26 protein-coding genes and 2 pseudogenes are annotated in these 25,316 nt (G+C 60.3%); 15 read left to right on the forward strand and 13 right to left on the reverse strand.

Annotated features, from left to right (window positions below):
* The first annotated feature begins 2 nt into the window (after positions 1-2).
* From AB3X86_RS11380 to AB3X86_RS11420, 9 genes and pseudogenes are all read left to right on the forward strand, one after another.
* The gene (locus tag AB3X86_RS11380) at positions 3-1,568 is read left to right on the forward strand and encodes an alpha/beta fold hydrolase (protein ID WP_368596050.1); all 1,566 of its coding nucleotides are present in this window, start codon (positions 3-5) and stop codon (positions 1,566-1,568) included.
* Positions 1,556-2,212: an SRPBCC family protein gene (locus AB3X86_RS11385; RefSeq protein WP_368596051.1), complete on the forward strand. Its 657-nt coding sequence runs from the start codon at positions 1,556-1,558 to the stop codon at positions 2,210-2,212. The genes AB3X86_RS11380 and AB3X86_RS11385 overlap by 13 nt, the downstream gene beginning before the upstream one ends.
* Before the next feature lie 86 nt (positions 2,213-2,298).
* Positions 2,299-3,585 carry an MFS transporter gene (locus AB3X86_RS11390; RefSeq protein ID WP_368596052.1) on the forward strand — a complete coding sequence of 429 codons (1,287 nt, stop codon included), beginning with the start codon at positions 2,299-2,301 and terminating at the stop codon, positions 3,583-3,585.
* A gap of 158 nt (positions 3,586-3,743) precedes the next feature.
* The gene (locus AB3X86_RS11395) at positions 3,744-4,889 is read left to right on the forward strand and encodes a porin (RefSeq protein ID WP_368596053.1); all 1,146 of its coding nucleotides are present in this window, start codon (positions 3,744-3,746) and stop codon (positions 4,887-4,889) included.
* Positions 4,890-4,917: 28 nt separating this feature from the next.
* A complete protein-coding gene (locus AB3X86_RS11400; RefSeq protein WP_368596054.1) occupies positions 4,918-5,301 on the forward strand; it encodes a BON domain-containing protein in 384 nt (127 codons plus the stop codon).
* A 10-nt stretch (positions 5,302-5,311) separates the two neighbouring features.
* Entirely contained in the window at positions 5,312-6,370 is a 1,059-nt protein-coding gene (locus AB3X86_RS11405; RefSeq protein ID WP_368596055.1) for an XdhC family protein, read from the forward strand.
* A pseudogene (locus AB3X86_RS11410) lies at positions 6,366-6,473 on the forward strand (DUF2950 family protein); the annotation flags it as partial. The gene AB3X86_RS11405 and the pseudogene AB3X86_RS11410, both read left to right, overlap by 5 nt.
* On the forward strand, positions 6,447-6,944 hold the full coding sequence (locus AB3X86_RS11415; RefSeq protein WP_368596313.1) for a phasin family protein: 498 nt from the start codon (positions 6,447-6,449) through the stop codon (positions 6,942-6,944). The pseudogene AB3X86_RS11410 and the gene AB3X86_RS11415, both read left to right, overlap by 27 nt.
* A gap of 355 nt (positions 6,945-7,299) precedes the next feature.
* Positions 7,300-7,866 carry a hypothetical protein gene (locus AB3X86_RS11420; protein ID WP_368596056.1) on the forward strand — a complete coding sequence of 189 codons (567 nt, stop codon included), beginning with the start codon at positions 7,300-7,302 and terminating at the stop codon, positions 7,864-7,866.
* Positions 7,867-9,336: 1,470 nt separating this feature from the next.
* Here AB3X86_RS11420 and AB3X86_RS11425 read toward each other — a convergent pair.
* Together AB3X86_RS11425 and AB3X86_RS11430 are read right to left on the reverse strand one after the other, a co-directional pair.
* Positions 9,337-10,058 (reverse strand): IS6 family transposase gene (locus AB3X86_RS11425; protein ID WP_368596314.1). Its coding sequence is split into 2 segments (ribosomal slippage): positions 9,337-9,473 and positions 9,473-10,058, totalling 723 coding nucleotides; the frame shifts between segments, so codons are not numbered across the junction.
* A 198-nt stretch (positions 10,059-10,256) separates the two neighbouring features.
* On the reverse strand, positions 10,257-10,493 hold the full coding sequence (locus AB3X86_RS11430; RefSeq protein WP_368596057.1) for a hypothetical protein: 237 nt from the start codon (positions 10,491-10,493) through the stop codon (positions 10,257-10,259).
* A gap of 778 nt (positions 10,494-11,271) precedes the next feature.
* Between AB3X86_RS11430 and phbB the strand changes: the two genes are divergently transcribed.
* Positions 11,272-12,015 (forward strand): acetoacetyl-CoA reductase, encoded by a 744-nt coding sequence (phbB, locus tag AB3X86_RS11435; RefSeq protein WP_368596058.1) that lies wholly within the window; start codon positions 11,272-11,274, stop codon positions 12,013-12,015.
* A gap of 36 nt (positions 12,016-12,051) precedes the next feature.
* On the opposite strand, the pseudogene AB3X86_RS11440 reads toward phbB, so the two are convergent.
* The 9 genes and pseudogenes from AB3X86_RS11440 to AB3X86_RS11480 all read right to left on the reverse strand — a co-directional run.
* Positions 12,052-12,750, reverse strand: a pseudogene (locus AB3X86_RS11440) (IS30 family transposase); the annotation flags it as partial.
* 400 nt (positions 12,751-13,150) lie between these two features.
* Complete coding sequence (locus AB3X86_RS11445) at positions 13,151-13,753, reverse strand: tyrosine-type recombinase/integrase (protein ID WP_368596059.1); 603 nt, start codon at positions 13,751-13,753, stop codon at positions 13,151-13,153.
* Positions 13,754-13,830: 77 nt separating this feature from the next.
* A complete protein-coding gene (locus AB3X86_RS11450; RefSeq protein ID WP_368596060.1) occupies positions 13,831-13,965 on the reverse strand; it encodes a hypothetical protein in 135 nt (44 codons plus the stop codon).
* Between the two features lie 188 nt (positions 13,966-14,153).
* The gene (locus tag AB3X86_RS11455; RefSeq protein ID WP_368596061.1) at positions 14,154-14,378 is read right to left on the reverse strand and encodes an Arm DNA-binding domain-containing protein; all 225 of its coding nucleotides are present in this window, start codon (positions 14,376-14,378) and stop codon (positions 14,154-14,156) included.
* A 51-nt stretch (positions 14,379-14,429) separates the two neighbouring features.
* Positions 14,430-15,422 carry a fatty acid desaturase gene (locus AB3X86_RS11460; RefSeq protein WP_368596062.1) on the reverse strand — a complete coding sequence of 331 codons (993 nt, stop codon included), beginning with the start codon at positions 15,420-15,422 and terminating at the stop codon, positions 14,430-14,432.
* A 159-nt stretch (positions 15,423-15,581) separates the two neighbouring features.
* Complete coding sequence (locus tag AB3X86_RS11465) at positions 15,582-16,370, reverse strand: CDP-diacylglycerol diphosphatase (protein ID WP_368596063.1); 789 nt, start codon at positions 16,368-16,370, stop codon at positions 15,582-15,584.
* Between the two features lie 103 nt (positions 16,371-16,473).
* The gene (iaaH, locus tag AB3X86_RS11470; protein WP_368596064.1) at positions 16,474-17,928 is read right to left on the reverse strand and encodes an indoleacetamide hydrolase; all 1,455 of its coding nucleotides are present in this window, start codon (positions 17,926-17,928) and stop codon (positions 16,474-16,476) included.
* Between the two features lie 191 nt (positions 17,929-18,119).
* Positions 18,120-18,335, reverse strand: coding sequence for a transcriptional regulator (locus tag AB3X86_RS11475; protein ID WP_176106231.1), 216 nt, complete (start codon positions 18,333-18,335; stop codon positions 18,120-18,122).
* Positions 18,336-18,659: 324 nt separating this feature from the next.
* A complete protein-coding gene (locus AB3X86_RS11480; protein WP_368596065.1) occupies positions 18,660-19,364 on the reverse strand; it encodes an NADPH-dependent FMN reductase in 705 nt (234 codons plus the stop codon).
* Between the two features lie 497 nt (positions 19,365-19,861).
* On the opposite strand from AB3X86_RS11480, the gene AB3X86_RS11485 reads away from it, so the two are divergent.
* Entirely contained in the window at positions 19,862-20,575 is a 714-nt protein-coding gene (locus AB3X86_RS11485) for a J domain-containing protein (RefSeq protein ID WP_368596066.1), read from the forward strand.
* A 365-nt stretch (positions 20,576-20,940) separates the two neighbouring features.
* Positions 20,941-21,579 carry an arsenate reductase ArsC gene (locus AB3X86_RS11490; RefSeq protein WP_368596067.1) on the forward strand — a complete coding sequence of 213 codons (639 nt, stop codon included), beginning with the start codon at positions 20,941-20,943 and terminating at the stop codon, positions 21,577-21,579.
* On the opposite strand, the gene AB3X86_RS11495 is transcribed toward AB3X86_RS11490, so the two are convergent.
* Positions 21,576-21,914: an H-NS family nucleoid-associated regulatory protein gene (locus tag AB3X86_RS11495; protein ID WP_176106227.1), complete on the reverse strand. Its 339-nt coding sequence runs from the start codon at positions 21,912-21,914 to the stop codon at positions 21,576-21,578. The two genes, AB3X86_RS11490 and AB3X86_RS11495, sit on opposite strands and share 4 nt — an antisense overlap.
* A 783-nt stretch (positions 21,915-22,697) precedes the next feature.
* Between AB3X86_RS11495 and AB3X86_RS11500 the strand changes: the two genes are divergently transcribed.
* Positions 22,698-23,006 carry a hypothetical protein gene (locus tag AB3X86_RS11500; RefSeq protein WP_176367177.1) on the forward strand — a complete coding sequence of 103 codons (309 nt, stop codon included), beginning with the start codon at positions 22,698-22,700 and terminating at the stop codon, positions 23,004-23,006.
* A 129-nt stretch (positions 23,007-23,135) separates the two neighbouring features.
* Here AB3X86_RS11500 and AB3X86_RS11505 read toward each other — a convergent pair whose 3' ends face one another.
* Positions 23,136-23,414, reverse strand: a complete 279-nt coding sequence (locus AB3X86_RS11505) for a hypothetical protein (protein ID WP_368596315.1) — start codon at positions 23,412-23,414, stop codon at positions 23,136-23,138.
* Between the two features lie 789 nt (positions 23,415-24,203).
* On the opposite strand from AB3X86_RS11505, the gene AB3X86_RS11510 reads away from it, so the two are divergent.
* Both AB3X86_RS11510 and AB3X86_RS11515 read left to right on the forward strand, forming a co-directional pair.
* Positions 24,204-24,818, forward strand: coding sequence for a copper-binding protein (locus AB3X86_RS11510; RefSeq protein WP_368596068.1), 615 nt, complete (start codon positions 24,204-24,206; stop codon positions 24,816-24,818).
* A 146-nt stretch (positions 24,819-24,964) separates the two neighbouring features.
* The gene (locus tag AB3X86_RS11515; RefSeq protein WP_368596069.1) at positions 24,965-25,198 is read left to right on the forward strand and encodes a hypothetical protein; all 234 of its coding nucleotides are present in this window, start codon (positions 24,965-24,967) and stop codon (positions 25,196-25,198) included.
* Positions 25,199-25,316: the final 118 nt, after the last annotated feature.

Consider the following 25,316-nt stretch of genomic DNA (forward strand, 5'->3'; position numbering starts at 1 on the left):
AAATGGACGAAAATCTTCTGCTGAAGATGAAGGGCAATGTTTTGTATATCGCCCTCAACAGCGCCGACGGCATGAACGAGGTGGATGACGCGATGATGCGAGAGCTAACGCGCGTGATCGGCGATCCTCCGGAAGGCACCGTCGCCATCGTTTTATCCGGAGTGGGCGAGAATTTCTGCGCGGGGCGGGCTGCGTCACCGCCGCCGGCGCTCCCTCCAACAGAAGACCCGCGCCCGGCCATCAAGGCACGCGGCGCGGCACCGATTCTCGCTCTTTACGAGGCAATTCGTTCGACTGCGGTACCGGTCGCCTGCTTTGTCAGGGGTCTCGCTTCGGGTCTGGGTTGCGCGCTCGTCGCGGCGAGCGACTACGCAGTCGCCGACGCGCGGAGCCAGTTCGAGGCCGATGAACTGGACAAGCAGTTCGCTCCGGCGCTGCTGATGTCGGCGCTCTTCGAGCGCATCCATGTCAAGGCGATTTCGCGTCTGGTTCTTACCGGGCGTCCAATCGATGCGACGACCGCCCTGCAATTCGGGCTCATCGGTGAAATTGTCGCGCCGTCGGAATTGGACAAAGCGTTGGGCGATTTCATCGCCTTCATGAACAGCCGGGCTCCTCAGGCATTACACGGAATCAAGACGTTCCTGCGCGAGTCGGGCGAGGTGCCTGCGTCAAAGCGTGCCGCACTGGCCGCCGATGTGTTGGCGGATTCGATCGCGGCGCGCCTCGAGGCGCCGGCGCCATTCGTGCCGGCACATGAGAAGCGGTTTCTGACCGTTGCCGGAGAACGGATTGCCTATATCGACGTCGGCACGGGACCCGCTGTCGTTCTGCTGCACAGTCTCGGCACATCGAGCGCGCTGTGGGACGACATTCTGCCTGCATTGGCGGCGAAACATCGAGTCGTCGCAATCGACGCCAGAGGTCATGGTGACTCGACGAAGCACAGCGCGTGGAATGCAGACGACGTCGCGAACGACGTTGTCGCCGTGGCGGATGCCGTTGGTCTCAACCGCTTCGGCTTGGTGGCCATCTCGATGGGGGGACTCACCGCGGTACGTGTTGCCGCGAAGTTGCGTCAACGCGTTGCCGTCATGGTCTTGTCGAGCGCTTACGCAGGCGTTTCCGGACCAGCGGTGGAAAAGCGACTGGCCGCAGCGGAAGGGATGTTGAAGAAGCTCCCTATGCACCTCTTTGCTCGCATGTACGCGGAGCAGACCCTGCACCGGAACACGGCGTACGCGAAGCGAGAAAGGCTTGCCCAGCAGATCGCATCGATGTCTCAAACGGACTACCTGGAAATCTCGCGCGCCGTTTGCACGGATGACATATCAGTTTTTTTGCACGATATCGAAGTTCCGACGCTTGTGCTGAACGCCGCACTCGACGCAAGCGTACCCACAGCCATATCCGCGAAGTTGACGCAAGGCATCCAGGGGGCGGAGGAACAAACGTTGCCCGCCGCCGGGCACCTCGCATGCGTCGATACTCCCGACGCCTACGCTGAGGCGCTGTTGGTTCTGTTTGAAAAATACACGGATGAGGATGAGGCGGTATGGAAATCGTAAATCGCTTTTCGGTCGACTCGGCTATCGAGAGCGCCTGGAAGGCACTACTCGACGTGCCGCTCGTCGTGTCCTGCTTCCCAGGTGCGACGCTGACGGGCACGCTCGGAAAAGATTCGTATAACGGAATCATTCGCGTCAAGCTGGGTCCGATCGCGATGGAATTCGCCGGCACGGTCACGTTGAGCGCACCTTCGGCAGACACCTATACAGCGACTGTCGCAGCCACATGGCAGGAGACCAGAAACCGGGGATCGGCCACTACGGCGACGACGTTTTCTCTTTCTCCGCTTGGCGACGCGGCAGGCACCCAGGTCGACGTTCGCACCGACGTACAGATGGCCGGTCAGGTTGCTCAGTATGGGCGCGGGGTCGGAATCATCAATGCCGTTTCGGAACAGATGGTGCGTCAATTCGCTGCAAGGTTGCAGAAGGAACTTACGGATCGTTCGGCTATGACGGAGGCACGGCCGGTCGACACAGAAGGGTCTGCTTCTTCGCCGGCCGGAGTCAGTGAGTCCGGCCCGGCGAGATGCCGCTTCGACAACGCTGCTGGTTCAACGAATGAGATTTCGGTGCTTGCGTTGCTGTGGAGAACGATGGTCGCGAAGTGCAAGCAGTGGTTTGGCAGGCCGCAATCATTATAGCCATCTTCGTATTTGCTGATTATTTCAGGTTGGTCAGGATATCAAGAATCAGTATCTATTAGTTGTACGTAGGAGGAGATAAACCGATGGGAACGAACTCGACTCTGTTGGAGTCGTCAGACGGCGCGAGGGAAGCCGGTAGGTCGGTGGTGGGCAGGGCAGCCTGGGTCGTGCTGGGTTCGGCCTTCGTGGGGTGGATGTTCGATGCGATGGATCTCTACCTGTTCACGATGGTCATGGTGCCGGCCCTTAGCGACCTGCTGGGGTCGTCGCAAGGTAATGCCGTGCAGATCGGGAGCCTGATCGTCGGCGCGAAACTGCTTTGCTGGGGCGTCGGCGGCATTCTGTTCGGTGTTCTGGCCGATCGGATTGGTCGAACTCGCGTGATGTTCTGCACGATGCTGATCTACTCGGTATTCACGGCGGCGAGCGCGTTCGCGCAGGATTGGCATCAGTTGCTTTTGCTCCAGATGCTGGCGGGTTTCGGGATCGGGGGGGAATGGGCCGCCGGAGCGGCGCTGGTCGTCGAGACCTGGCCGGAAAGGCATCGGGCAAAGGCTGTCCTGGTCATGCAGGCTGCCAATGTAGTCGGACTGATCGTTGCCTCAGCGCTCGCGATCGTTCTGTCCTGGGCTGGCTGGCGCTGGGTGCTTGGCGTGGGTGCGGTGCCGGCAGTTGCGAGCCTTGGACTGCGACTGGTTACGCCGGAATCGGCGCGCTGGAAGCACTCGCATGCGGACGCGATCCGTCGCACAGGTCCGAAATTCGGTTCGATATCGGAGATATTCGGCGCTCCGTTACGTGGTCGCACAGTAGCGGGCTCTCTCGTTGCCGCGGCAATGATGATCGGCAGTTGGGGGGCATCCATACTCTTTCCCACGTTGCTGAGGGATTTCTTTCCGTCCGCCGGCAATGCGGAATTCACGCGACAGACGGGTATTGCCTTCATGGCGAATAACGCTGGGGCGGTACTCGGTTTTATGTCGACGTTGGTTTTGGTCAGTCTGGTGCCGCGCATTTCCAGGCGGGCAGTCTATGCGGCGTTTTGCGCAGGCGCCTGGATTTCAATGATTGCACTCTTCAGTGCAGCGAAAACACTCGCGACATTTCGTTTCGCCATGTTTGGATTCGGCTTCTTCGCGCTTGGAGGATTCGGGATCGTCGCGCTGTACCTGACGGAACTGTTTCCGCTCCATGTTCGCGCCACGGGGCAAGGATTCACATGGAACGTGGCACGTCTATTCACCGCACTCGGTCCGTTGTTCGTGTCGTCTGCGTCCGCAACGTTGGGCTTTCGGACCGTCGGTATCGCTATCGCCACGGCATTTGGAATCGGACTGGTCGCCATTTTCTTTGGACCCGAAACAGGCTGAAAAGACGACGCGGGCCTCCGTAACTCGCTTCTGAACAGATCTCGCGGCCGCCGATTCGCGAATGTGCATGATCGTCGATCGACGATCTGCTCGCACCGCAACCCCTGCGGTGACTATGCCGGACCCCTGCGGCAGAAAAATACGACATCGGAGACAAAATGAAATTGAAGGTGATCGTCGCATCCACGTTCGTTGCATGGGCGCCCGTGGCACACGCGCAATCGTCGGTGACGCTGTATGGCGCCATCGATACTGGACTACTGTATCAAAGCAAGAATGCGCCCAACTTGCAGTCGAAATTGAATCTCGGCCACGTCTACGAACTCAAGGACGCGGGCGTCTTCCCGAGCTTCTGGGGTATGAAGGGCACTGAAGACATCGGGGGCGGCTACAAGGTCAACTTCAGGCTCCAGGGGGCATTCACCAGCACCAATGGGAAGTTCGCGCTGGGCGACACGCCCGGCTCCACCACCATTTTCAACCAGCAGGCGACGTTGGGCGTCTCCGGTCCTTTCGGCTCGATCAACGCGGGTCGCCAGATCACGCCGATGATCTACGCGATGGCGGATACCGACGTACGAAACTTCGAATACTTTGGCAGTATCTTCACCGCGTGGCTCGGCCTGGGCCAGGCTGCGGGGTGGCAGGGCACCAGCACGAACGGGCCGTTCGGTGCGTTGTACGACTCCAACGCGATTGTCTATCAGTCGCCGAAGTTCTACGGCGTATCGCTTGGGCTCGAGTATGCGCCGGGGGGCGTCCCGGGCCAATTCCAGGGCGGCACGCGCGAATCGGCGGTGCTCCAGTATTCGAACTACGGTCTGAACCTCTCGGCTGTCTACTATAACGGCCACGACACCAATCCGTTCACGACGACGCCCACCGGCGCGATCATCACGGCGCCATCCACGGGACTCAATAACAACCGCTTCTACTATTTCGGCGCGATGTACACGTTCCACGACCTGTCAGTGTCGACGTCATACAGCATTGCCAGGAATCCGGCGAACAGTGGTCAAGACGACTTCGAGATGATTTCCGGGGGGCTCGGCTACCAGTTCACTCCTTTTCTCAAGGTCACCTCGGGCTTCTATTACCTGAAGGATCGCAACGTTTCATCCAATCAATCGGATTTGTACGCGGTGGGTGCCGAATACAGCTTGTCCAAGACAACCCTCGCCTACGTGCAGGTCGGCCATGTTAATAACCGGGGCAAGATGAGCCAGACGATCACCTATGGCGCGCCGGTTCCCGAGGGCAACTCGAGCACCGCGGCGATGATCGGTATCCGCCACAACTTCTGATCCCACCACGGCCGAACTGGAGCATTCAATGAAAACAAGCAGGGCACTAAGGATCGCTGTCGGGTTACTGATCGGATCAGCATCCATTCACGTCTGGGCGCAGGCCAGCGAGAGCGAAGCGCGCAGCGTATCGAAAGGCACCGCGACCGAAGCTTCCGGCGGCATGACCGCGAAGAGCAACTGGAAGGATAATTTTGCGCTGCGCCGTAAGGTCTACGCGGCGATCGCGCGGCACAAGGAGATCAACGCCGGCAACATCAGCGTGGTCGTGAAGCGTGGCGCGGTGACGCTCGACGGGACGGTGACGGATGCCTCCCAAATCGGCGAGGCGACGGAGATCGCACAAGGCGTTTCTGGCGTGACGTCCGTGACCAACAAACTGACGGTCAAAAAGCCGTTCGACGGTCAGTAGGCACACGAGCATGAACAGTGTCGATTTCGAGGTTCTGGAAGCGACGATGCGCTGGCTCGATGCAGGCCACCGCATGCTGCTCGTGACGGTGGTGAAGACATGGGGGTCGTCGCCGCGCCCTGAGGGGGCGATGCTTGTCCTGCGCGATGACGGTCAAGTGGTGGGCTCCATTTCGGGTGGCTGCATCGAAGATGACCTCATCGACCAGGTGCGTCGGTTCGGCGTCTCGCAAAGGACACCGGAAGTGGTCGAATATGGCATCAGCGCGGAGGAGGCGCATCGTTTCGGGTTGCCTTGCGGAGGCACGATGCAACTCGTGCTTGAGCCGATTACGCGGCAAAGCGGTATTCAGGCCCTGCACGAAGCGCTCAGTCGAGGCGAACTGGTGGCGCGCACGCTGGACATGACAACGGGCGCAGTCACACTTGGGCCAGCGAGCACGACAGCCGGTGTGGACTTCAACGAGACGCATCTGACGACGATTCACGGGCCCCGCTACCGTATGCTCGTTATTGGCGCGGGACAGCTATCGCGCTACTTATGCCAGGTCGCTATAGGACTCGATTATCAGGTGGTGGTGTGCGACCCGCGCGAGGAGTATGTGCACACATGGGATGTGCCCGGCACGCGGCTCGTGCGCACGATGCCCGACGATACGGTCCTGGATATGAAACTCGACGAACGGAGTGCAGTGATTACACTCACGCACGATCCAAAGCTCGATGATCTTGCGCTGATGGAAGCGCTGAAGACACCCGCGTTTTACGTGGGCGCGCTTGGCTCGCGGCGCAATAATGCTGCGCGGCGAGAGCGGCTCAAAGAGTTCGATCTGAGCGACGCACAGCTTGCACGGTTACGTGGTCCGGCCGGGATCTATATCGGCAGTCGCACGCCTCCCGAAATCGCGATATCGATTCTTGCTGAAGTGACGGCCGCGAAGAATAGCGTGTCGCTACCGGCAATCCTCCGGGTTGAGCGTGCGAAGACGGCAAAAGAGGTCACGAATGGCGCACCGATAACTGCCGCTGATGGCGACTCAGTTGCGAGTATTGATAGTCGCAAACGTTAAGAGCTTCATGGTCAGTCACGCGGGGCAGGTCTACGAAAGCGATCTCGGCCCGGATGGCGCGTCGAAGGCGAAGGCCATGCCGTCGTTCGATCCCGGACCCGGTGATCTGCCTGCGTCGACCGTCCTGGATAACGGCGACGAGAACGCTGGCGGGACGCACTCCGCAGAGATCACACACATGTTGCGCCATGTCTTGCCTCCACGAGTCGACAGGCCGAAGCCTGATGGTTCGCTGCGCGCGGGAGTGGCGCAGTCCGACACAGAAGAGTTTGTGTTGCATCCGCGAGACCGGATTGATTTTAACGACGTTTGCCGATTGGTACCAGGCACGCAAGACGGGCTGACGAAAAAGGATGGACAGGACGTGACTGACCTTCAAAACGCACTGGCACTGCCCTCGGCGGAGAAGGTCTGGACGCACGAGCGTAAGGTGGCAGAGATTGCGTCGACCATGCAAACGCAACTGGCAAGGGTCGCCAATGCCCGACATTCGGCTAGTCTTTCAGCTTCGGGGCATTTGACATCAAACGTTCACATGACAAGTCATAGGAGTTGGTCGTCATTTGCTTATTGAAGTTGGCGTCGTCGGAAGCGCTAGTGGGCGGCGGTGGCCGACACGGTGACGAAACGCCTCCGGGCTAAGAGACTCTGCAGAAAGCGGACCGGCCTGTAACCTTGAAAAGCGTCTCGTGGTTGCCTAAGATAAGGGCTAAAGTGAACCTTCGCGAAAGTCGCGCGCCTGCAAAACCGGCTCAAACAGTTTTTTGGCCAAGGACAGTGCAGGAGTTCAGGCGCGTAACCGGCCTCGGTGTAATTCGACGCGACCAAGTCTTTATGAATTTCTGTAATGGCTCCATCAAACCCGGAAAGCCTTTGTCTTGTTAAAAGACAACGGTCTCGTTGCGTACTTCGGAGACGCGGAGGTTGAAATGAAAAAGCTGTCAGTCGTAATTGGACTGGTGATGACATTAGTTTATGGAGGATTGGCAACAGCAGCAGACTCCGGCCCTTATCTGGTAGGGCATTGGAAGCTCAATGACAGCTTTACGGACTTCAATAGCCCGCCACCTCCGATAGTGACTGATAACACAGAGTTCGTTTTCCTTAATCCCACGCCATTAACGCTCACTCTCGAATACGCTTTTTTTGATTCGCAGGGTACTTTTTGTGGTTGCGACCGCGATACCCTCAAGCCAAATGGACGTACTCGGTACACCATGTTGGGGGAATTGCTAGGTGGTCAGTTTAGTCGAAGACTTTGCCCCGGCACGAACACGGCAAACCCCCAGACCGACGGTGTAATGAAAACCATAGTCTTTACAAGGGCGGAGGGTGATGTGGTTGATTTTGGCGATGCAGTAGAGGCAGGGTACCAAATTGATTTGTTCGGAAGCGGACGAGCGGAGTCCGACTTGAAGGCAGTCCTTCTGAATCCGCACACACAGTCCGAAATCACCTCGATTCACCGGCAGTGCAACAAGTTCATTTCAAAGTAACTGACATCCAATACAAAAGCTACTCGTTAAAAGACATACTCTTCCGCTTAAATCGGGACGGACCGCTGCGTTTTCGTCCAGAGGGCGGCGTCCGCTGTACGCGTGGCGGGTCCATGCACTTCGCAATCTAACGCTCCACGGTGAGCCGACGGATCTAGTGCAAAACCCGCTTTTCGCCAGGCATGTCGTGCCAGTAGCGAGCGTCTGGCTCATGAGCTTCACGCTAAAGGTGCTTCCTCTGCGCACTGTCTCCGCTGTTTGGGCGGGCATTGTTGCGGCAGCCCCCCCGTCAGCGGAACCCTCGCCAACCCCTGGCTTGGAAGTTGACTTCTTACCTGGTCGACGTGCGCAGACCAATTGAGCGTGAGCGGTTCGTTCCGGTCGCCTTCCATATCAGAGCGATAGCACGCCAGCGTCATCAAATCAGAAACGGTCCACTGCAATTGCGTCAGCAATACGCGAGCCGAGCGTCGCACCCTGTCCAGTTCCACGGTGGGCAGATTGAAGTTTAGCTGCACCGCCACGCAGGGCACACGCGACCGCAAATAAGAGCGCTAGTTTCAGCGGCATTGACGCGCCTCGTCGCCCGCGCGCTCAAGGTTGTAATGCACTTCGAAGTGGCCATCAGGAGTCGCAGGTCACGCGCGGCGGGACCTTCGGGATTCACCGTTCGGCCGTTGCTGGAATTTATGGCGAAATCGCCGCATGACGGTGCAGCGCTGTGGGCTTATTCCAGCCGCTGCGGGATTTCGCCGACATCGCCCGTCGGCTAATCGGTTGCATTACCGCATCGCACGGATTGCTGCGTAAGCTGGTCTTCGGCTAGTACGACTGCAAGGTCGCGCAGTTCCGGTACCGACCATAGCCCCGGCGGCTTAATGATCATGCCCACCGCTCCAATCCCCGAAGCTGAACGACACTGACGGCCACCACCAGTCGGCCCAACCGTACCACGGGTACGCGGGATAGTAAGCTGGGTAGTATGCGGGCGCGACGTACCGGGGCGCGGGGAATACGTGTGGTGGTTCGCCGGGCGACCCTGGCGGGATGTTCTGTGCGTCTGCGCCGTTGGGGTAACCGTAACCTTGGGCAGGGACGTCGCGTTGAGTAGCGCCAGTAGGAACGGCCGGATAGTATCCGTACGGGTAGCCGACTCAGTAGCAGCCGGACAGCGCGAACAGCGCAAGGGCGCTCCGGGGGCGCGCCCTTGCCAAGAAGGGCTTCGTTACCTGCTCCCATTTCGTCGCGATGCCGCAATGCGCTTGCGGCGCGCATTTATGGGATTACTTCACCGCTGGGAAAAAGGAAACGGAGCGCGCATGGCCGGACGCCGTTCTGGCGAAAGGTTACATCTCGGACAGGATACTGTCGGCGCGACGGAATATTCCGAAGGGCTAGCGGTACTCGCGCGGCGGTTGTGTCGCGATAAGAGGAGCGAGGCGGCAAGAGTTTCGCAATGAATAGTACTGCTTATATGATCAGCGAATAGAACTGCTCTGCGGCGCGTCGGGAGATATCTTTTTCTTCCAACTGCCCCTTGTGGATCATGTGCATGATTTCGATGCCGGCGAGGATGATGCGAGCGCACCTGAAATTCTTAAAACCATCATCGGCTTGATGATGCGCTTGATCGCACGGTGATCCTGCGCGACGACGTTGTTCAGGTACTTGTTCTGGCGGATCTTAATCGGCGTCGGCCGTGTGGCGTTAAGCGTTTCGAGCGCGGCCAGATTGGCACCGCTCTTGTCCACGGTAATAGTTTTGGGCTCACCATTCTGGTCGATCGCCTTCTCGAAGTAGCGGCGCGCGGCAGCCTTGTCACGATGGGCGCGCAGCAGGAAATCGACTGTGTTTCCTTGCTTGTCGACGGCGCGGTACAGGTGTTTCCAGTGGCCTTTGACCTTGACGTAGGTCTCGTCCATCCTCCAGCTTCTGCCCACTGGTCGCTTGTGTCGTCGGAACGCCTTTTCGAACAACGGCACGAGCTTGATGAGCCAGCGGTGCACGCTCGAATGATCGACATCGAAACCCCGCTCGGCCATCATTTCCTCGAGGTTGCGCAAGCTCAACGAGTACGCCACATACCAGCGCACGCAAAGCAGGATCACGTCCAGTGGGTAGTGCAACCGCTTCAGTACCTTGCCCACGCCGTCAGGGAGCGCCTTGCGTGGCGTTTTCCTTGTATCGCCCATCGTGTTCGTCATCGGTGTCGAGACACCGATTTTACCGCAGTGGCTTATTGCGACGCAGCCCTCGCTCAAGCGTTGAGAAAATTCGCGTGCTTATGTGGAAGTCCCGTATAAATGGTCTATTGAGTGAAGGCAAGGAACCAAGCGGGGCAAACGCCGGAAATCCGGCGCTAGATCTGGTCTGGAAACCAAGCGGATCAGTTACTTGAGGGTGTACGTCAACGTGCCATACCCAAGTTGGTCGAAGCCACCGCTGGCCGAACCACAATCGCCGCCGCCGCCTTCCGGGCGCACACGCTGCGCATATGCGGCAACGCTCCGTGCCTTGAGCTTCTTAAGCGCTACGTAGTGGTTGTAGAGCAATACCCAGATTGGCCGCGTATCGCCTCTCGATGCGGACGAAATCAAACGCTGTGTCGCGAGGCTGTCGGAATACATGGTACATGGCACTCGTGCCCAAGGTTGTATTGCGTGGCGTATTCAGCTCCCTTCAACAGGCCGTCGCGAACTCGAGCGGATTGCGCCGAACTCAACGCAGGATCGTCGTGTGAGCGAGCGACAACCCTCGCTCAACCATCATCTCGACGAGATCGGGCCCCCGAATTGGTCAGCCCGCCACTCTCACCGATTCGTAGGTCGCTATATGAACCACATCCCCCGGGGCGTGTACGTTACCTCGATTGAATGCGTGGGCACCGCAACGTTCCCGGACAGATTTTCTGTCTGTTTCGATCATAGGCAAAGCGCGACAGGCGCGTGATAGTTCCCACGGAGAGACGGTTGGCGCATGTAGTACGCGAGATATCGTCGTGCCTTGGGCGTGAAGAAGATGCGAGAGCGGTTCCCGGGATTCGGGTGAACCGTTTGCGCCAACCCCGAAAGAAAATTGCGTGATCCAGAGACACTGGATCGATGCAGAGAGCAGCGTGGCTTCGCTGTGCATCGGCGGCGGCAAGGGTGTGGCGCTCGCGCTCGCGCGAACCTAACGTGATCGAAGCGCGCCTTGCCCGGAGCTGCAGACGTTTGCGATGATTCGCGAGCCGCGAGTCAGGCATACGTTTTCAGGCGCCAGCAGGAAGGTGCCGGGTTTGGCCGACGTGTGCAAGGTTTCCGGATCAACCAGAGGCATTGAAGCGTGGCGGTGACGGATGCGACTGCTCTCGTTGGCTGGTCGCGCCGATTTTTTTTATATGCGGTTTACTCGCAGGTATAAAGGATGACTAAGCGAATTGCATTGGTAACGGGCGGAATGGGCGGTCTCGGTGAGGCCATCAGCGTACGGCTGTACGACGCAGGCCATACGGTCGTCGTCACACACTCGCCGGATAACGCAGGCGCAGAGGACTGGCTGGCCAGAATGAGGGAGACGGGACGCGCTTTCCACGCCTATTCCATCGACGTGGCCGACTACGATTCGTGCCAGCGCGGTGCGCAGAAGATCAAGAACGAAGTCGGTCCCGTCGACATTCTGGTCAACAATGCCGGCATTACGCGGGACATGACCTTCAAGAAGATGGACAAGGTCAATCGGGATGCGGTCCTGCGCACCAATTTGGATTCGGTCTTCAATATCTCGAAGCCGCTGTGCGAGGGGATGGTCGAGCATGGCTGGGGCCGCATCATCAATATTTCGTCGGTGAACGGCTCCAAGGGCGCCGTGGGCCAGACCAACTATGCGGCGGCGAAGGCCGGCCTGCACGGTTTCACGAAGTCGCTCGCACTGGAAGTCGCTCGCAAGGGCGTGACGGTGAACACGATTTCGCCGGGCTATCTCGCGACGAAGATGGTCACCGCCATTCCGCAGGAGATTCTTGACACGAAGATCCTGCCGCAGATCCCGATCGGCCGTCTTGGCAATCCGGACGAAGTTGCCGCGCTGATCCTGTTCATGTGCTCGGACGACGCGGGCTTCGTGACTGGCGCGAACATCCCCATTAATGGCGGCCAGCATATGCAATAAGCACGGATGTCCGGCCTGGGTGTCGGAGACGACTCCCAGGCCACGGTCTTCAGCTGTCGCGGGGCGTTCGCTGATCGATACGGTGTCGCAGATTCTGCCGTGGTCGTCCGTCTTCATGGTGTGATGACGTGAACGACGCATTGCTCGCGTTCGTCGCAAATGCTCCAGCAATTCCTTTTTTAGCGCACCGCGGGCCTGTATATAAAGGCTCCGGTAGATCGTCTCGTGCGACACCTGATAGTCCTTGTTGACCGCGTAAGAGTGCTTGAGCCAGCCGGCAATCTGTTCGGGCGACCACTGCAACTGGAGTTTATCCGCCACGACGCGGGCGAGCTCCCGATTCCTGACGAGCTTGCATTCCTTCGGGCGACGGGCACGATCCCAGGCAAGCGCATCGGCGTGGTTTGCCCGATAGCCTGGAGATCCGCTATTTCGCCGGATTTCCCTGCTGATGGTTGACGGTGCCCGTCCAAGCCTGCTGGCCACCGAACGGATCGAGTCCCCGGCTACCAGTGAGCGTGAAATCTCCTCGCGCTCGGCCAACGTCAACGCCAGTCTGGAACGACGTCGTAGTGCCGGCCGTATTCCACCTGTCTGCGCCAGGATTCCCTGCACCGACGAGTGATTCCGATCGAACAGTTGCGCAATATGCTGAAGCGACTCGCCTTTCTGCCAGAGCTCCCACATTAACGCTTTCTCGCTTTCGCTATAAAAGGTCCGGGTTCTGTACTTCATCTGCAACACTCCCGCTGCTTACGCAACGTCGATTGTGTTGCGTCGACCGGTTGAATCCGCACCGATCAGCCGCCGGTCGGCTCAGTTAGGCAGCTGTGACCTGACGGTATCGCAGACGGATCAACTTCCGAAGTGATCTGGAAATGCATGGTTTAGACGATCTTTGTTAAGCAGGCGGAGCTGATTTTCCGATGCGGCCCACCTTCTATGAGCAGTAATTTGTCAAGGCCGTTGAGTGCCGGGCGGGAATGCCGGTATCGCTGACGGTATCGGCGGCCGCTATGGGACCCGAATTAGGCCCAGCATTGGGTTTGCGGCGGGTTGTTGTCAATTGAGTGGGATTCGACAAGAGGCGTTAAGGAGTCCCTCGGGACATCTAGACTAGCAAGGATTTGAAAAATCAACTGCCAATGTCTTGAAGATAGTCACCCCAGTCCTGCATCATTCTCTGCCTCTCAGGCAAAAACTCGGCTTTGTTATACGCTCGACTCACCCGGTTCGTCTCGACATGGGCGAGTTGGCGTTCGACTGCCAATGGAGTGAACCCCTGTTCGTACGCCCACGTGCTGAATGTACCCCGGGCGCCGTGTGCCCTGAACAGTCGCTCGTGATTGAATCCAGCACGGATCAGCACCGCATTGATTGTCGTAGACGCCATGGGACGCGAGCTGTCTCTGACGTTCGGAAACAAGTAGTCGTCGACGCTCTTAGCTCGGGTAATCTCGCGAACTTCTTTCAAAATCTCGATTGCTTGCGTGCTGAGTGGGACAACATGCGGATGTCGCATTTTCATCCGCTCGCCAGGAATTGTCCATATTGCTGATTCGAGGTCAATCTCCTTCCACGTCGAGCCTCGCAACTCGGCAGTACGCACTGAGGTAAGCAACAGCAGAAGCATCGCTAAGCGTGTGAGCGGAGTTCCTGTGACCGCCGCCGCAACCAGCAAGTGTCTAAGTTCATCAGCCTTCAGCGCTCGGTTGTGGCGGGTAGGGGGGAGCGTCACAACGTCGGATGGCTTGAGCGCTGCAACGGGATTCGTATCCGCCCTTCCGCTAATGATTGCCCGTCTAAATATCGCGTCTAGGTGTTGGCGCAGACGTATTGCGATATGCCGAGCGCGGTGGGCTTGCGTTCATCGCCCGCAAGAGTTTTGCGCTCGGCAATCGATTGCAGAAGATCATAGACGTGCGCCACCTTGATATCACGGACCGGCATGGTCCCAAGTGATGAACCCTTCACGTAACGTGTAAGAAAACGCGTGGCTTGGCCGTGGTAGTAGTCGGTCCAGTTTGCACAGTTGTCGTTCAGCCATTCCTCACAGACGGGCCACAGCGTGTTCTTGTGATGGGCGATGGTCTCATGTTGGCGCTGCTTTTCATGAGCCTTGGGATGGATGCCGGCCGCTACCAGCTCGGCCGCAATGCTCGTGCCTTTCGTGCGTCAAGAAGCGACAGGTCGGGGAAGCGCCCCAAAGTATATGTACAGGCTTTGCCATCGAGTCGGTAGTCGAACCTCCCCGTTTTCGTACCCGTAACCGACACGAGCAAATACAGCGAGTCGCGGTCGCTGAGCTTATAACGCTTAGCTTGCGGTTTCGCGTTCAACAGGAGCGAATAGGTGAGCTTCATGGCGCGCCCCACGGCGGACAACTACCATGAATTCTACCTCTGATTTGCCTGCTATTTGCCTGCAAAACTGACGGAAGCAGGCGGATTTCCGCGGAATTGACCGGACGGGATTTCACCCACTGGATGCGCCACCGCAGCGAATCCATAGCGTCTGACCCATTCGCTGTAACCCTTGACCAGAAATGCTCCGGAGCGTTCTATGTACTGCTGGCGGGACGTTTGATAGACCGTCCGAAGCGCAAACCACGGGACCTGCGGCAAGTCATGATGAACCAGATGATAGTTATTGTTCAGAAACAGCAACCGCCACAGCCATCCCGCTTCATTGATCACCGTGCGATGCGCGGGCTCCTGCGCAATTCGATGCTCATGAAACGAACGCACCGATGCAAGCGCGAGCGAGCCATACCCAGCACCGACGATAAACACCCACGCCGGTATCCCGCACATCTGCTGCAACCACACTGTGAGTGCAACCAGCGCCGCGAGATGCGCGAGCCATGCGGGCAGGTCGCGCCAATCGCCGTCGCGAATCTTGTCGAGTGCCTGCGCACCGGTCGCGGCAATCGCAAACGCCGGCCCGACCAGCAAGCGACCCGTCAACGTATTGCGGAAAACCAGCAACGCACGCATCGCGATGCCCGCACGTTGCCACTCCGCTGCGCTAACGAAATAGCTTTCCGGATCGCTGCCGGGCTCGGTCAAGCGCGCATCGTCGTGATGGCGCAGATGCGACTCGCGATATACGTGATATGGGAACCACACCGCGAGCGGCGCAAAACCGAGCAGCGCGTTGACGAATCGCGAGCGCGTCGGATGACCGTGCAGCAGCTCGTGCTGCAACGACATGAACCACGCGCCGAAAATGGCCAGCAGCGCGGCCGTCAGTGGCAGACCCAGCAGACGCGCGTGTGCGACGACACCGAACCAGCCACCGTAGATCGCGACGATCAGCGCCCATGTCGGCCATTGCGTGCGCCAGGTCCGGCTTGCGGCCAGACGGTCGATATCGTTGCGCTGGGTGTCGTCGAGATAGATCGCCATCGTTGAATCGGTCCGAGTGCATATTCGAACCCGCGGTTGAAATTCGCAGGTCCAGACCGATCGTACGGGGCGACGCTGTGCGCCCGAACCATTTTATTGAGCAATGCATCTGCGCAATCGTGGAAAAGCGGGCGTGGATAGCGTGTATCCGGCAAGCGTTCAATGATCGTCAGCGACGCGGCACGCGTGATCGAGCAGCCCTTCGGCCGTGCCGCTGCCGCCATCGATGTCGATACCGCTGTTGACGATCAGCCAGCCATCCCGAGCCGCGGACGGTCCCGCGCCGGTCACGAGGATGGTTTGCGTGGCCATCGTCGCTGGATCGGGATTGTCGCGCGCGACGATCCTGAACGGGTCGTTTGCGCCGCCCAGCGAACTCACGCGCATGATCCTGTAGCGCTCGCCATCGAGCGTTGCCCAGCGCCATTCGCCGGGCGCGTCGTGAGCGTGACCGGCGAGCGCGGCGCTGACTTCACGCCGCATGCAATCGATGTGGATATGCAGCTGGTTTTGCGAGCGACGGTATTCGGAGTTGATTTCGAGGCCGAGCTGATCGTCGGGCAATTCGCGTTTGACCGCTTGCTGCACGAAATGGCGCGAATCCCACGCGTCGCTCCAGTAGTTCTTCGCATCGGGCGCGAGGATCAGCGGACTTTCGATGCCGGTGATGCGATCGGTCGGCATCAGCAGAAACTGTGAGCGGCCCACAATGTCCTTCAGGACGACATAGCGTTTGTCGAGATCGACGAGCGTGCATTGCCCCGGCGTGCCGGTGGCCTGCTGCGACGGCACACAGCGGATGTCGACGATCTTCCACAGCGCGTCGGAATCGACCGTCGCGAGGCGCGCGCAGGCGCTGGCGGCAAGAGCGACCGCGAGCACGGCGGTCGAATGAACGATGCGGCGCGCGAGGCCGCGAGATGAGAGGGCGGTGGCGAGGTTCGTCATCGTCGCTTAGGTGGGGTTCGGGCGGGGAAAGCGTTGGAATGCGGGCTGTAATGCGCAGGCATTAAAGCACAAACCACATGGCGCCGACGTGAAAACACGGGCTTCACAGCACCGGCGCCGGCAACGCTCCCAGTACCTGTTCGATCGCGACACCGATCGCCAGCAGCCGCCTGTCCGAACCGAGCGGTCCATCGAGTTCGAGGCCGACCGGCAGCCCGCTCGCGCTGATGCCCGCCGGCAGCGACAGACCCGGAATGCCGGATGTGCTGGCCGGGTCGGTATTACGCAGGAACGCCTCCATCGTATCGATCGGCGGACCGCCGTCGATCGTGACCGTCGACGAGCCGTTCAGATCGTCGATCGGCACCGCGACGAGCCGCGTCGTCGGAAACAGCAACGCATCGAGACCGGCATTCGCGAACGTCGCCGCGACGTAGTTCTGCAGCCGCGGCCGCCAGTAATTGAGCGCCGCCGAATAGTGCGAGCCGAGCACGTCGGCGAGCACGTCGTCGTAGATCGCGCGCACGTCCGGGCTCGCGATGCGCACGGCCAGATCGGCGACGGTCTGCACCGGCGCCTGATTCGCGACGAGCCACGCGAGCACGTCGTCGCGCGCTTCGTGAATAGCGAGCGGACCGCCGACCATGCCGTTCAGATGCTCCAACTCGGTCATCGCGACCGGCACGAACGCGACGCCCGCGGCTTCGAGCTTTTGCAGCGCTGCGCGCGCGACGTCTTCGACCTGTCGCTCGAGAGCGTCCCACAGCGGCGCGGGCAAGCCGATGCGCAAGCCTTCGAGCGCAATCGTAGGCAACGCGCCGTCGCCGGTGATCACGCCGTCGAGCAGCGCCAGATCGGCAACGCTGCGCGCCATCGGGCCCACGGTGTCGCGCGTATGGCTGATCGGCACGACCGCGTTCGGGTCGTGATAGCGCCGCTCTGCGCCGCCGTTGCCGACCGATGGACGAAAGCCCGCGGTGCCGGTCAGCGCGGCCGGGATGCGGGTCGAGCCGCCGGTGTCGGTGCCGAGTCCGGCGGGCGCGATGCGCGCGGCGATCGCCACCGCGGTGCCGCCCGACGAGCCGCCCGGCATCAGCGACGGATCGTACGGGTTGCGCACCGGCCCCGCGTGCGCGGACAGATTGGTGCTCGTGATGCCGAACGCGAGCTCGTGCATATTGGCCTTGCCGAGCATGATCGCACCTGCGTCGACGAGGCGTTGCACCGATGGCGCGTTGGTGTTCGGCACGAAGCCGGCGAGCGCGGGCGTGCCGGCCGTCGTCGGCAGGCCCGCGGTGTTGATGTTGTCCTTGACGACTATGGCGAGGCCGCAAAGCGGCAATCGCGCCCGCTCCGCCGGCGTCAATGCGTCGATGCGCTGCGCGGCGGCGAGCGCGCCGTGGAAGTCGAGCGTGGTGAGCGCGTTCAGCTGAGTGAGCGCGGCGGCGCGCGCGAGCAGGGTGGCGACGTAGTCGGCGGCTTTGAGCCGGCCGGATTGCAGCGCCTCGACCGCTTGTGCCGCGCTGAGCGCGAGTTGCGCATCGACGGTCCATGTCATTACCGGCGTCTCCGTATCGATGGATGCGTCGCGGGCGGCGCGAGGTTCGACTGCATCCGTCGAAGAAGCGGACAGGTCACGCGGGCAGACAGCGAACGCAAGGGTTCAGCTATTCTGGCACATCCGCCTGAGAGCCGATGCCGGGCGATGCACAACCCGCGTCGCGCTCGCTGCCATCGATATCGATGCGCTTACCGGTGATTGTCGATCCACATGCGCCCCCAGTCGGACGCATAGGCGAGCGCATGCTCTTCGTCGAAGAAGTAGTCTAGCGCGTCGAACGAATAAGCTTTGCGCGTATTCTCGTCGCGCTGCTCGATCGTCAGATTGGCGGCGAATAATCCGTTGGGGAGCAATTGCGTTGCCGCTTCGACCTCGTAGCCCTTGTAGCGGATGTGTGAGTTCATGATCTTGACTTGTCTGTGTGTCCGCGCGTGTCGTGCGGAATACCAATGCGTGCGGCGCGGCCCTGTCGTTGCCGAAGGTGTGTGAAGCGGCGGGCAGGGTCAAGCGTAGGGCGCGCTGCGCAGCGGGTGAACCAATCTTTCGTCGGAAGCAAATCAGCGCGGGGCGGGAGTGGTAAGCAGAAGCCCGGATCGGATCAAAGTCGCTGTGTTCGGTGACTCTATTCGCGCGGGGTCGCGATGTCTGTTATGTGGCGCACGGTCGCTCGGCGCAAAGCGTGGCGCCGTGCGCGATGGCGGCGGCGTCAAGGTGCCCGGGAGAGTATTTCAGACCGCGTGCAGGACGCGCGCGGAACGGCTGTCCGCGGCGATCGGGGTGGTGGTGCCTTGTGCGGATGCCCGGCTCGCGGCCGAATGGCTGGACGCGGTGGGTGCGCCGTGCGCACGCTGTGCATTGAACGCGAGCGCGAACTGCGCGGCTTGCTGGCCGACGGTCGCGAGTTGTTCTATCACTTTCGGATCGGAGCAGCTGTCGACGCTATCGAAGCGCGTCTCCAGCGTATTGATGCCGGCACCGAACGGCGTAGGCCAGCCACGCAGCGCATGCACGATCGAGCGCAGCGACGTCAGCACGGAGCCCGCCGCCTGCCAGCCGTAGGCGGTGACGATGCAGCCCACCGCGCGGCCATCCAGATACGGGCGCTCGTCGGTGCGCAATTCCTCGAGCGTGTCGAGCGCGTTTTTCACGAGCCCGGATACGCCGCCGTGATAGCCGGGTGTCCCGATGATCACCGCGTCCGCGCGACGCACAGCGTCGATCAGCTCGAGCTGTTCGTCGGTGCGGGCCGGCTGTTCCGGCGCGTAGTGCGGCAGGCTATGCAGGAAACTGCCGCCGAACAGGCGGGTTTGCGCGCCGGCGGCTTCGGCGCCGCGCAACGCGAAGGCCAGCGCGCGCTCGGTCGACGAGGCCGCGCGCGTCGTACCGCCAATACCGACGATGAGCGGCGGGCGGGAATGATCGGATCTGCTCAACGAAATGCTCCTTCGATTGCGGTTCACGCTGCGGTTGACGGCGCGGTTGATGCGGGATTCATGCAGCGTCAGCAACGCACGTGCACGGCCGTGAACGGACCGGCCGGTGCGAACCGGACTTTGAAGTGTCATCTTAATGAGCGAGCGCCGCGCGGCTAAGCGACTTTTTGTTCTAACGATATAACCATGCGGCCGCAGCTCGCCGAGTCGTTCTGCAATGCACGTGAGCACGCGGCCGATAAGCATGTGGCGAATCGTTGGTTGGGCGCGTGCGGGCAAGACCCTAAGATGGACTCGTCTCCTCCATAAGTCTCCTTAGACATGGGACTCGGCCTCGCTACGCAAGTGGTGGGGCCTTTTTTTCGTGGGTCGCTGGCGGACGATGTGCCATTGCGGCAATGCCGATTGCATGCGCGTGCGTGGTGGCCGCTTCACGATGACGCCGCTTTTTGCATGCTACGATGCCCGCAGTGATTTTCCGCGAGATCGAGCCCAGCATGGCAACCCTGTATGACACGCTCGGCGTGCCCGCGCACGCCACCGACGACGAAATCAAGCGGGCTTACCGGAAGGCCGCGATGAAGTGGCATCCGGATCGTAATCACGGTGCCGAGGACGTGGCACGCGCGGCGTTCCAGGAAATCAAGGACGCGTACGCGATCCTGTCGGATGCCGAGCAGCGCAAGGTCTACGACACTGTCTACGCTGAGCAAATGCGCGAGTGGGAGGCGCAGCACACGCGTCGGCAACGCGCGCAGGCGAAGCGTGAGGCGGCGGCGCGCGCAGCCGACGAAGCCGCGTACGCGGAGATGGTGTCGATCGCGATCCGCTTCGCCGACCAAGGCCACAATCGCGACGTGCTGTTCGGCGTGCTGCTCGGACGGCAATGCGAACCCCAGCGCGCCGCGCAGATCGCCGACAGCGTCGCGGCGTTGCAGGCGGCACGCCGTGACGAGGCGGACGCCTCGCAAAATGCCCAACGCGCAGGGAAGGCGGCGAAGGGCGCGGCAGCGGCGCAAGCTGAGGCGGCCGAGCCCGAACTGGCGAAAACCGCGCACGATACCGGCACGGCTTCAGAAACCGCTTCTCACGACACGCCGCATGTCAAACGCGCGAATCACGCGAAGCGCGACGAGACCGCGAGCGACATCCATCCGGCGGGCGCGCTCGGCAATCTGTGGTTCCAGTTCCTCAACAGCCTGAAATTCTGACGTGTCGCGACGACCCGGGTCGCCCGCGGCAATCTCGTTCGAGGCGACGCCTGCCGCGTATACCCCTACGCCCAGGTCCGCGCGCTGGCGACTGCGACCGGACAAGCCGAGCGCGCCGAATCGCCGGTACGGCGGCAGCATCGCTCGATCTGACAAATATTGAAAAGGGTGCTGAAACTGGGGGGCAGGACACTGGTACACTGCCCATCGTTCGCAAAGTTGTGCTCTGTGCCCCGGACTCGAGATAGCTGGCGCGAATCCCGTGGCGCAAATAAAAAAGACGCCGTAGTGTCACGGGGGCGCAAGACTGGAGCGGCACAATTCCGCCCAGAGGCTAAATAAAAAAACATCGGTACGGGGTAAGCGTGTCCAGAAAATATAAGGTGTTGTTTCTCTGCCGCGATAATTCGATCCGCAGCATCATTGCAGAAGCTTTACTTCGCGAACTGGCGGGGCACCGGTTCGAGGCGTTCAGCGCGGGCCCTGAACCGGCCGCGCGCCTTCATCCACTCGCGGTCGCGCAATTGCAGCCCGGCATCTCGGGGCGCGCAGTGCTGAGCCCGAAAAGCTGGCTCGAATTCACTGGTGAATGGGCGCCGCGCATGGATATCGTGATCGCGCTCGACGAATCCGTCGGCGGACTGCATGCGCCGGTATTTCCCGGCGCGCCGGCGTTCGTCTATTGGACCATTGCCGATCCGCTCTCGGGCGGCCACGGGTCCGCTGACGAGCAGGCCCGTCTTTTCGACAAGACCTTCTGGCAGATCGTGCGGCAAGTCAGCGCGTTTATCGAGTTGCCGCAATATGCGCAGTCTGCGTCGAATCACGCGAATCACGCGAATATCGCCGATCCGGCGAATGCCATCAATGCGGGGAATACGGTGAATGCAGCGAATACCGTGAATATGCCAAGCGGTGGCGCAAAACCGGTGCGTGGCACGGCGGTTCGTTTCGAATCCGCAGCCATGGTGTCCGCGCCTACAAGCGCGGCGGCCTGCACCTAGCGGTTATTCGGGCGCGCGAGCCGCGTGCCGGCGAACGGGTCATTCGACCAGTCCACCTGTTTTTTCGGTTGGGTTTTCGGTTGGGGTGCGGGCGCCGGCTTTGCGGCCAATTCGAAATGCTCAATGCTCTGGCCGGCACTAATGGCTTGCTTCAACCATTGCGGCATTTCGCCATTGCCATCCCAGCTGTCTCCGGTCGCATTGCGATAGCGCTCAGCTTTTTTGGCCAATGACTCGGTTGCCAGCGCCGCGGCGAGGTCTTCTGGCCTGATACCAAACTCTTCCATGCGATGGCGGAGATACGCAATCATGCTATCTCGCTTCCTTTCGTCCATAGGATATTTGTCCTTCTAAAACGTGCAGCGTACTGTCGAAGACAGATTGCGAGGAAAAAGCTGCGAAGCGTCGAGCCCGACTGGATGGGGCCGCCCCGCGGTGGGGTTGTCGATTGACGGAAATGCCATGTGCCGGGTTAAAAAACGTTGCTCCCCGAATTGCAATACGGCCTCGGACAAAGACGGCCGCTGGAACAACCGACCCTCGAACTGAGAGTCTGGATCAGCAAATATTTCAGCATGTCGCAGTGCGGCGAACGAGTCCGGTAAGCCTGACGTTCGCTATGAAAAACTCTGAGTCTCGATGCAATGATTGCGAATGGATGGAGTCATTCCACGCTGTCCGTCTTTCACCGGACTTTCGTCGATGTGCGGGTTCGCTTTTTGTGCTTTGTAGCAACATCATAACGCAATGCGCGAGCAAAGCACGCTTAGTTCACATTGAATTTGTCAGTGAATGCGGTTTATCGAACGGTGCGGACGATCGGTCGCTCTGCTGGAAGCTCCTGGATTGAATTCCGGGGGGCGCGACCTATAAAAGAAAGACGAAAAGCTGCGCAACGCAGACTTACAACCGCCTTATGCGCACCGATTCCGCCGACGCTCCGGGAACGCGTCGAGCATCGGTTGCCAGCGCGGTAATTCTGGTTTAGTTCGGTGACCCGTCGCAGCAGCAGCGCATTGGCATCGACCCGTTCCTCAGCCCCATTGGGCAGGCTGGCTGTTCGCGGATCAATTCTTGTGGAGGACGAACCCTGCTGCGCCGGATCGAGGAGTCCGGAAATGAGAGCACGTATATTGATGATTGCCGCGACCGCCGTCCTGTTTCTGGTACCGAGAACAGCCACCGCGGAGGAAGTGAGCGGCCAGGCGGACCCTGGCATGTCAGGTCGCGCGATGATGCAGTTCAATGCGAACGAATCGGCGCAGGCGACAACCGACATGTCCTACGGTCGGAGCTGGGACCCGCGCGAGCAGGGCGTGCGCAACGCGTCGTATGGCGGTGTTGCGGCGGGCGAGTCGCAAGCGGGTGGCCGGCGCAGCCAGTCCTGCTCGTTCAGCACTGAGTGCAAAACCTATTTCGGTCAATGACCGGTCTGCGAGCGGCAGCAGTGCGCGCCGTATGAGGCGCACCCGCAGTGGCGCGGGGTTTCCAGGCAGCGAACCGGCGCCACGCGCCGCGGCGGCCGTGTATGCGCTTGACCGCAAGCGCATACCATTTCACGAGAATGCCAATTCCCGCGGAACATCAGCGCTGCGCTCGCCGAGGCGCGCGACGATATCGTCGACGCCGCGTGCCGTGTCGCGGTTTTCCGCCGGATCGTAGTAACTGCGGAACACTTCCAGCAGAGCGCGCCATGACCCATGCCAGCGCGTTTCGCGTAGACAGACGCCGGTCGGATCGGCAATACGCAATACGCCGTTGTCCGGATAGAAAGTGAGCGTGACGAGACGGCCGTCGATGACGCAGGCGGCGGTGCAGGGGCGAGTCGTGACCATGTGCGTGGTGTCCTTTCGATATTCCAATGTTTGTGCGTTAAACGCCGACGCGAGCTGGAGCAAACGCTGTGCCTGGGATGCCACATGACTGTGACCTCGACGGCAAAATTCGCTCGATCGATCCGGCCGTGTTGCGCAGTATTCCAATGATTGACGACAATTTCTTGTATTCGTCGCGAAGTGATGCGCAATAGCGTCAGTGTCATCCATTAAGGGTTTATGCTGAGTCGTTCGCCGATTGCCAATTCGTCCACAGTCGACACAACGATCATCATATTTTTATGGCAAACGAATCGCCACTCGTCATAAAAGATTTGACGCAGCAAGCCCGATTAATCCGGAATTGCGATGCGCGATCCCTTATCTTGCCATTCCTTTACGCGTTTGCTAGCATCCCCGAGACAGTTTGAAATAGTCATAACGTGCGGCAATTTCTGGACCCGGTTAACTTGGGTCACCCGGTAGTCCATCTCCTTGCGAGGCACATGTTATGGCTAGCTCTCAACCCCTCTGCTGCCGCTCCGGGAACGCGTGCGCAAAGCCCCGCCGCTCCTTGCGCGCGCTTACACGCTACCACGCACTTTTCACGATCAAGTTCTGCGAGACAAATCGGCGTATCAGAAAACGAACCGTTATTGGTTTCAAAAATGCGTACCCCGTCTGATAAAAGCGATTAATAGTCCGTTTTCCTTTTTATTCGAAGCGACCGCAGTTGCCGCTGCTGCGCGTAGTACGCGATCTGCGACAAACCATTTGCCGTAAAAACGACGCAAGCAAAAGGAGCATTTCATGGCTTCCAATACAACGGGCTCCGGGCTCATGCGGGCGAAGGCGATCACGGTTGCGTTAGCGGTTTTGGTTGCGGCGGCGGGTTCGGCGTTCGCGCAGGACAACGCGGCGTCCGCGCCGGAACAGCGGGCAATCGGCGCCGCCGCGCTGCTGCACGTTCAGGCGCGCGTCGTCGCGATCGATCCCGCGACGAACAGCGTGACGCTGCGCGGCCCCCACGGCGGCGACGAAACCTTCGACGTGAATCCGCAAGCCGCCGACGTCAGCAAGCTGCATATCGGCGACATGGTGACGATTGCGTACAAAAAGGCGCTACTGGTCGGCGTCGACAGACTCGCGCCGAGCGGAATTCGCCAGCGCATCGATACCGAAGTCACGCAGCCCGCGGCCAACGGTGTGGTTGCATCGGCGCGGCGCGTCGAAGTCGTGGCGACGGTGCGCAAGATTGATCGCAAGCAGCGCACGATCACGCTGCGCGGGCCGTCGCGCACCGAAACGCTCGACGTGGCGCCGGACATTCCGCTCGATAAACTGAAGGTCGGCGATTCGGTGCGCGCGGTGTTCGTGTCGGCCATCGCGGCGTCGGTGTCGCGCAATGGCTCGGACGTCAAATAACGGCGCTCGGGAAGGCTTAAATAAACTACGCTGAAGCGTATCGAGGCGCGCGGCGTCGAACCGCAACCGGGGCTTCGTTGTCGCCCGCCGGCCATCGCGGCTCAGGTTTCAGCAGGGTCATCGCGTCGCGCGCGAAGGAGCGGGGAATGGAACAGAGCGAAACGGAAACCACTGCCGAATCGGAGCGCAAAAGGCTCGTCCGCAGCAAGATCCACGTGGGCCTCGCGGCGCTCGGCACGTTGTCGTCGGTGTTCGGGATCGGCGTAGCGATCATCGGCGGCATCAACTTCGACCGGACCAAGGTGCTGATCGGTGTCGGCATCATCGTCGTGTCGACCATTCTGTATGTGTCGATGCTTTTCGTCGCTGCCGATGACTAGCATCTTCGCTTCCCATTAGCGCTCGATCCCGCTGCCGATTCGCTTTTGCTATCGGCCCCTCCGATAGTCGAATTGTTCGTGCATCGCACCGCCCGTATATTGACTGCAGCGATATACA

The sequence above is a fragment of the Paraburkholderia sp. BR14374 genome, assembly GCF_040948685.1.
Lineage (GTDB): Bacteria > Pseudomonadota > Gammaproteobacteria > Burkholderiales > Burkholderiaceae > Paraburkholderia > Paraburkholderia youngii.

What these genes read in the sequence shown, in the direction of transcription:
- AB3X86_RS11380 (WP_368596050.1), top strand. Translation starts at nt 3, where the DNA reads ATGGACGAAAATCTTCTGCTGAAGATGAAGGGCAATGTTTTGTATATC.
- AB3X86_RS11385 (WP_368596051.1), top strand. Translation starts at nt 1,556, where the DNA reads ATGGAAATCGTAAATCGCTTTTCGGTCGACTCGGCTATCGAGAGCGCC.
- AB3X86_RS11390 (WP_368596052.1), top strand. Translation starts at nt 2,299, where the DNA reads ATGGGAACGAACTCGACTCTGTTGGAGTCGTCAGACGGCGCGAGGGAA.
- AB3X86_RS11395 (WP_368596053.1), top strand. Translation starts at nt 3,744, where the DNA reads ATGAAATTGAAGGTGATCGTCGCATCCACGTTCGTTGCATGGGCGCCC.
- AB3X86_RS11400 (WP_368596054.1), top strand. Translation starts at nt 4,918, where the DNA reads ATGAAAACAAGCAGGGCACTAAGGATCGCTGTCGGGTTACTGATCGGA.
- AB3X86_RS11405 (WP_368596055.1), top strand. Translation starts at nt 5,312, where the DNA reads ATGAACAGTGTCGATTTCGAGGTTCTGGAAGCGACGATGCGCTGGCTC.
- AB3X86_RS11415 (WP_368596313.1), top strand. Translation starts at nt 6,447, where the DNA reads ATGCCGTCGTTCGATCCCGGACCCGGTGATCTGCCTGCGTCGACCGTC.
- AB3X86_RS11420 (WP_368596056.1), top strand. Translation starts at nt 7,300, where the DNA reads ATGAAAAAGCTGTCAGTCGTAATTGGACTGGTGATGACATTAGTTTAT.
- AB3X86_RS11430 (WP_368596057.1), bottom strand. Translation starts at nt 10,493, where the DNA reads ATGTATTCCGACAGCCTCGCGACACAGCGTTTGATTTCGTCCGCATCG.
- phbB (WP_368596058.1), top strand. Translation starts at nt 11,272, where the DNA reads ATGACTAAGCGAATTGCATTGGTAACGGGCGGAATGGGCGGTCTCGGT.
- AB3X86_RS11450 (WP_368596060.1), bottom strand. Translation starts at nt 13,965, where the DNA reads ATGCCGGTCCGTGATATCAAGGTGGCGCACGTCTATGATCTTCTGCAA.
- AB3X86_RS11455 (WP_368596061.1), bottom strand. Translation starts at nt 14,378, where the DNA reads ATGAAGCTCACCTATTCGCTCCTGTTGAACGCGAAACCGCAAGCTAAG.
- AB3X86_RS11460 (WP_368596062.1), bottom strand. Translation starts at nt 15,422, where the DNA reads ATGGCGATCTATCTCGACGACACCCAGCGCAACGATATCGACCGTCTG.
- AB3X86_RS11465 (WP_368596063.1), bottom strand. Translation starts at nt 16,370, where the DNA reads ATGACGAACCTCGCCACCGCCCTCTCATCTCGCGGCCTCGCGCGCCGC.
- iaaH (WP_368596064.1), bottom strand. Translation starts at nt 17,928, where the DNA reads ATGACATGGACCGTCGATGCGCAACTCGCGCTCAGCGCGGCACAAGCG.
- AB3X86_RS11475 (WP_176106231.1), bottom strand. Translation starts at nt 18,335, where the DNA reads ATGAACTCACACATCCGCTACAAGGGCTACGAGGTCGAAGCGGCAACG.
- AB3X86_RS11485 (WP_368596066.1), top strand. Translation starts at nt 19,862, where the DNA reads ATGGCAACCCTGTATGACACGCTCGGCGTGCCCGCGCACGCCACCGAC.
- AB3X86_RS11495 (WP_176106227.1), bottom strand. Translation starts at nt 21,914, where the DNA reads ATGGACGAAAGGAAGCGAGATAGCATGATTGCGTATCTCCGCCATCGC.
- AB3X86_RS11500 (WP_176367177.1), top strand. Translation starts at nt 22,698, where the DNA reads ATGAGAGCACGTATATTGATGATTGCCGCGACCGCCGTCCTGTTTCTG.
- AB3X86_RS11505 (WP_368596315.1), bottom strand. Translation starts at nt 23,414, where the DNA reads ATGGTCACGACTCGCCCCTGCACCGCCGCCTGCGTCATCGACGGCCGT.
- AB3X86_RS11510 (WP_368596068.1), top strand. Translation starts at nt 24,204, where the DNA reads ATGGCTTCCAATACAACGGGCTCCGGGCTCATGCGGGCGAAGGCGATC.
- AB3X86_RS11515 (WP_368596069.1), top strand. Translation starts at nt 24,965, where the DNA reads ATGGAACAGAGCGAAACGGAAACCACTGCCGAATCGGAGCGCAAAAGG.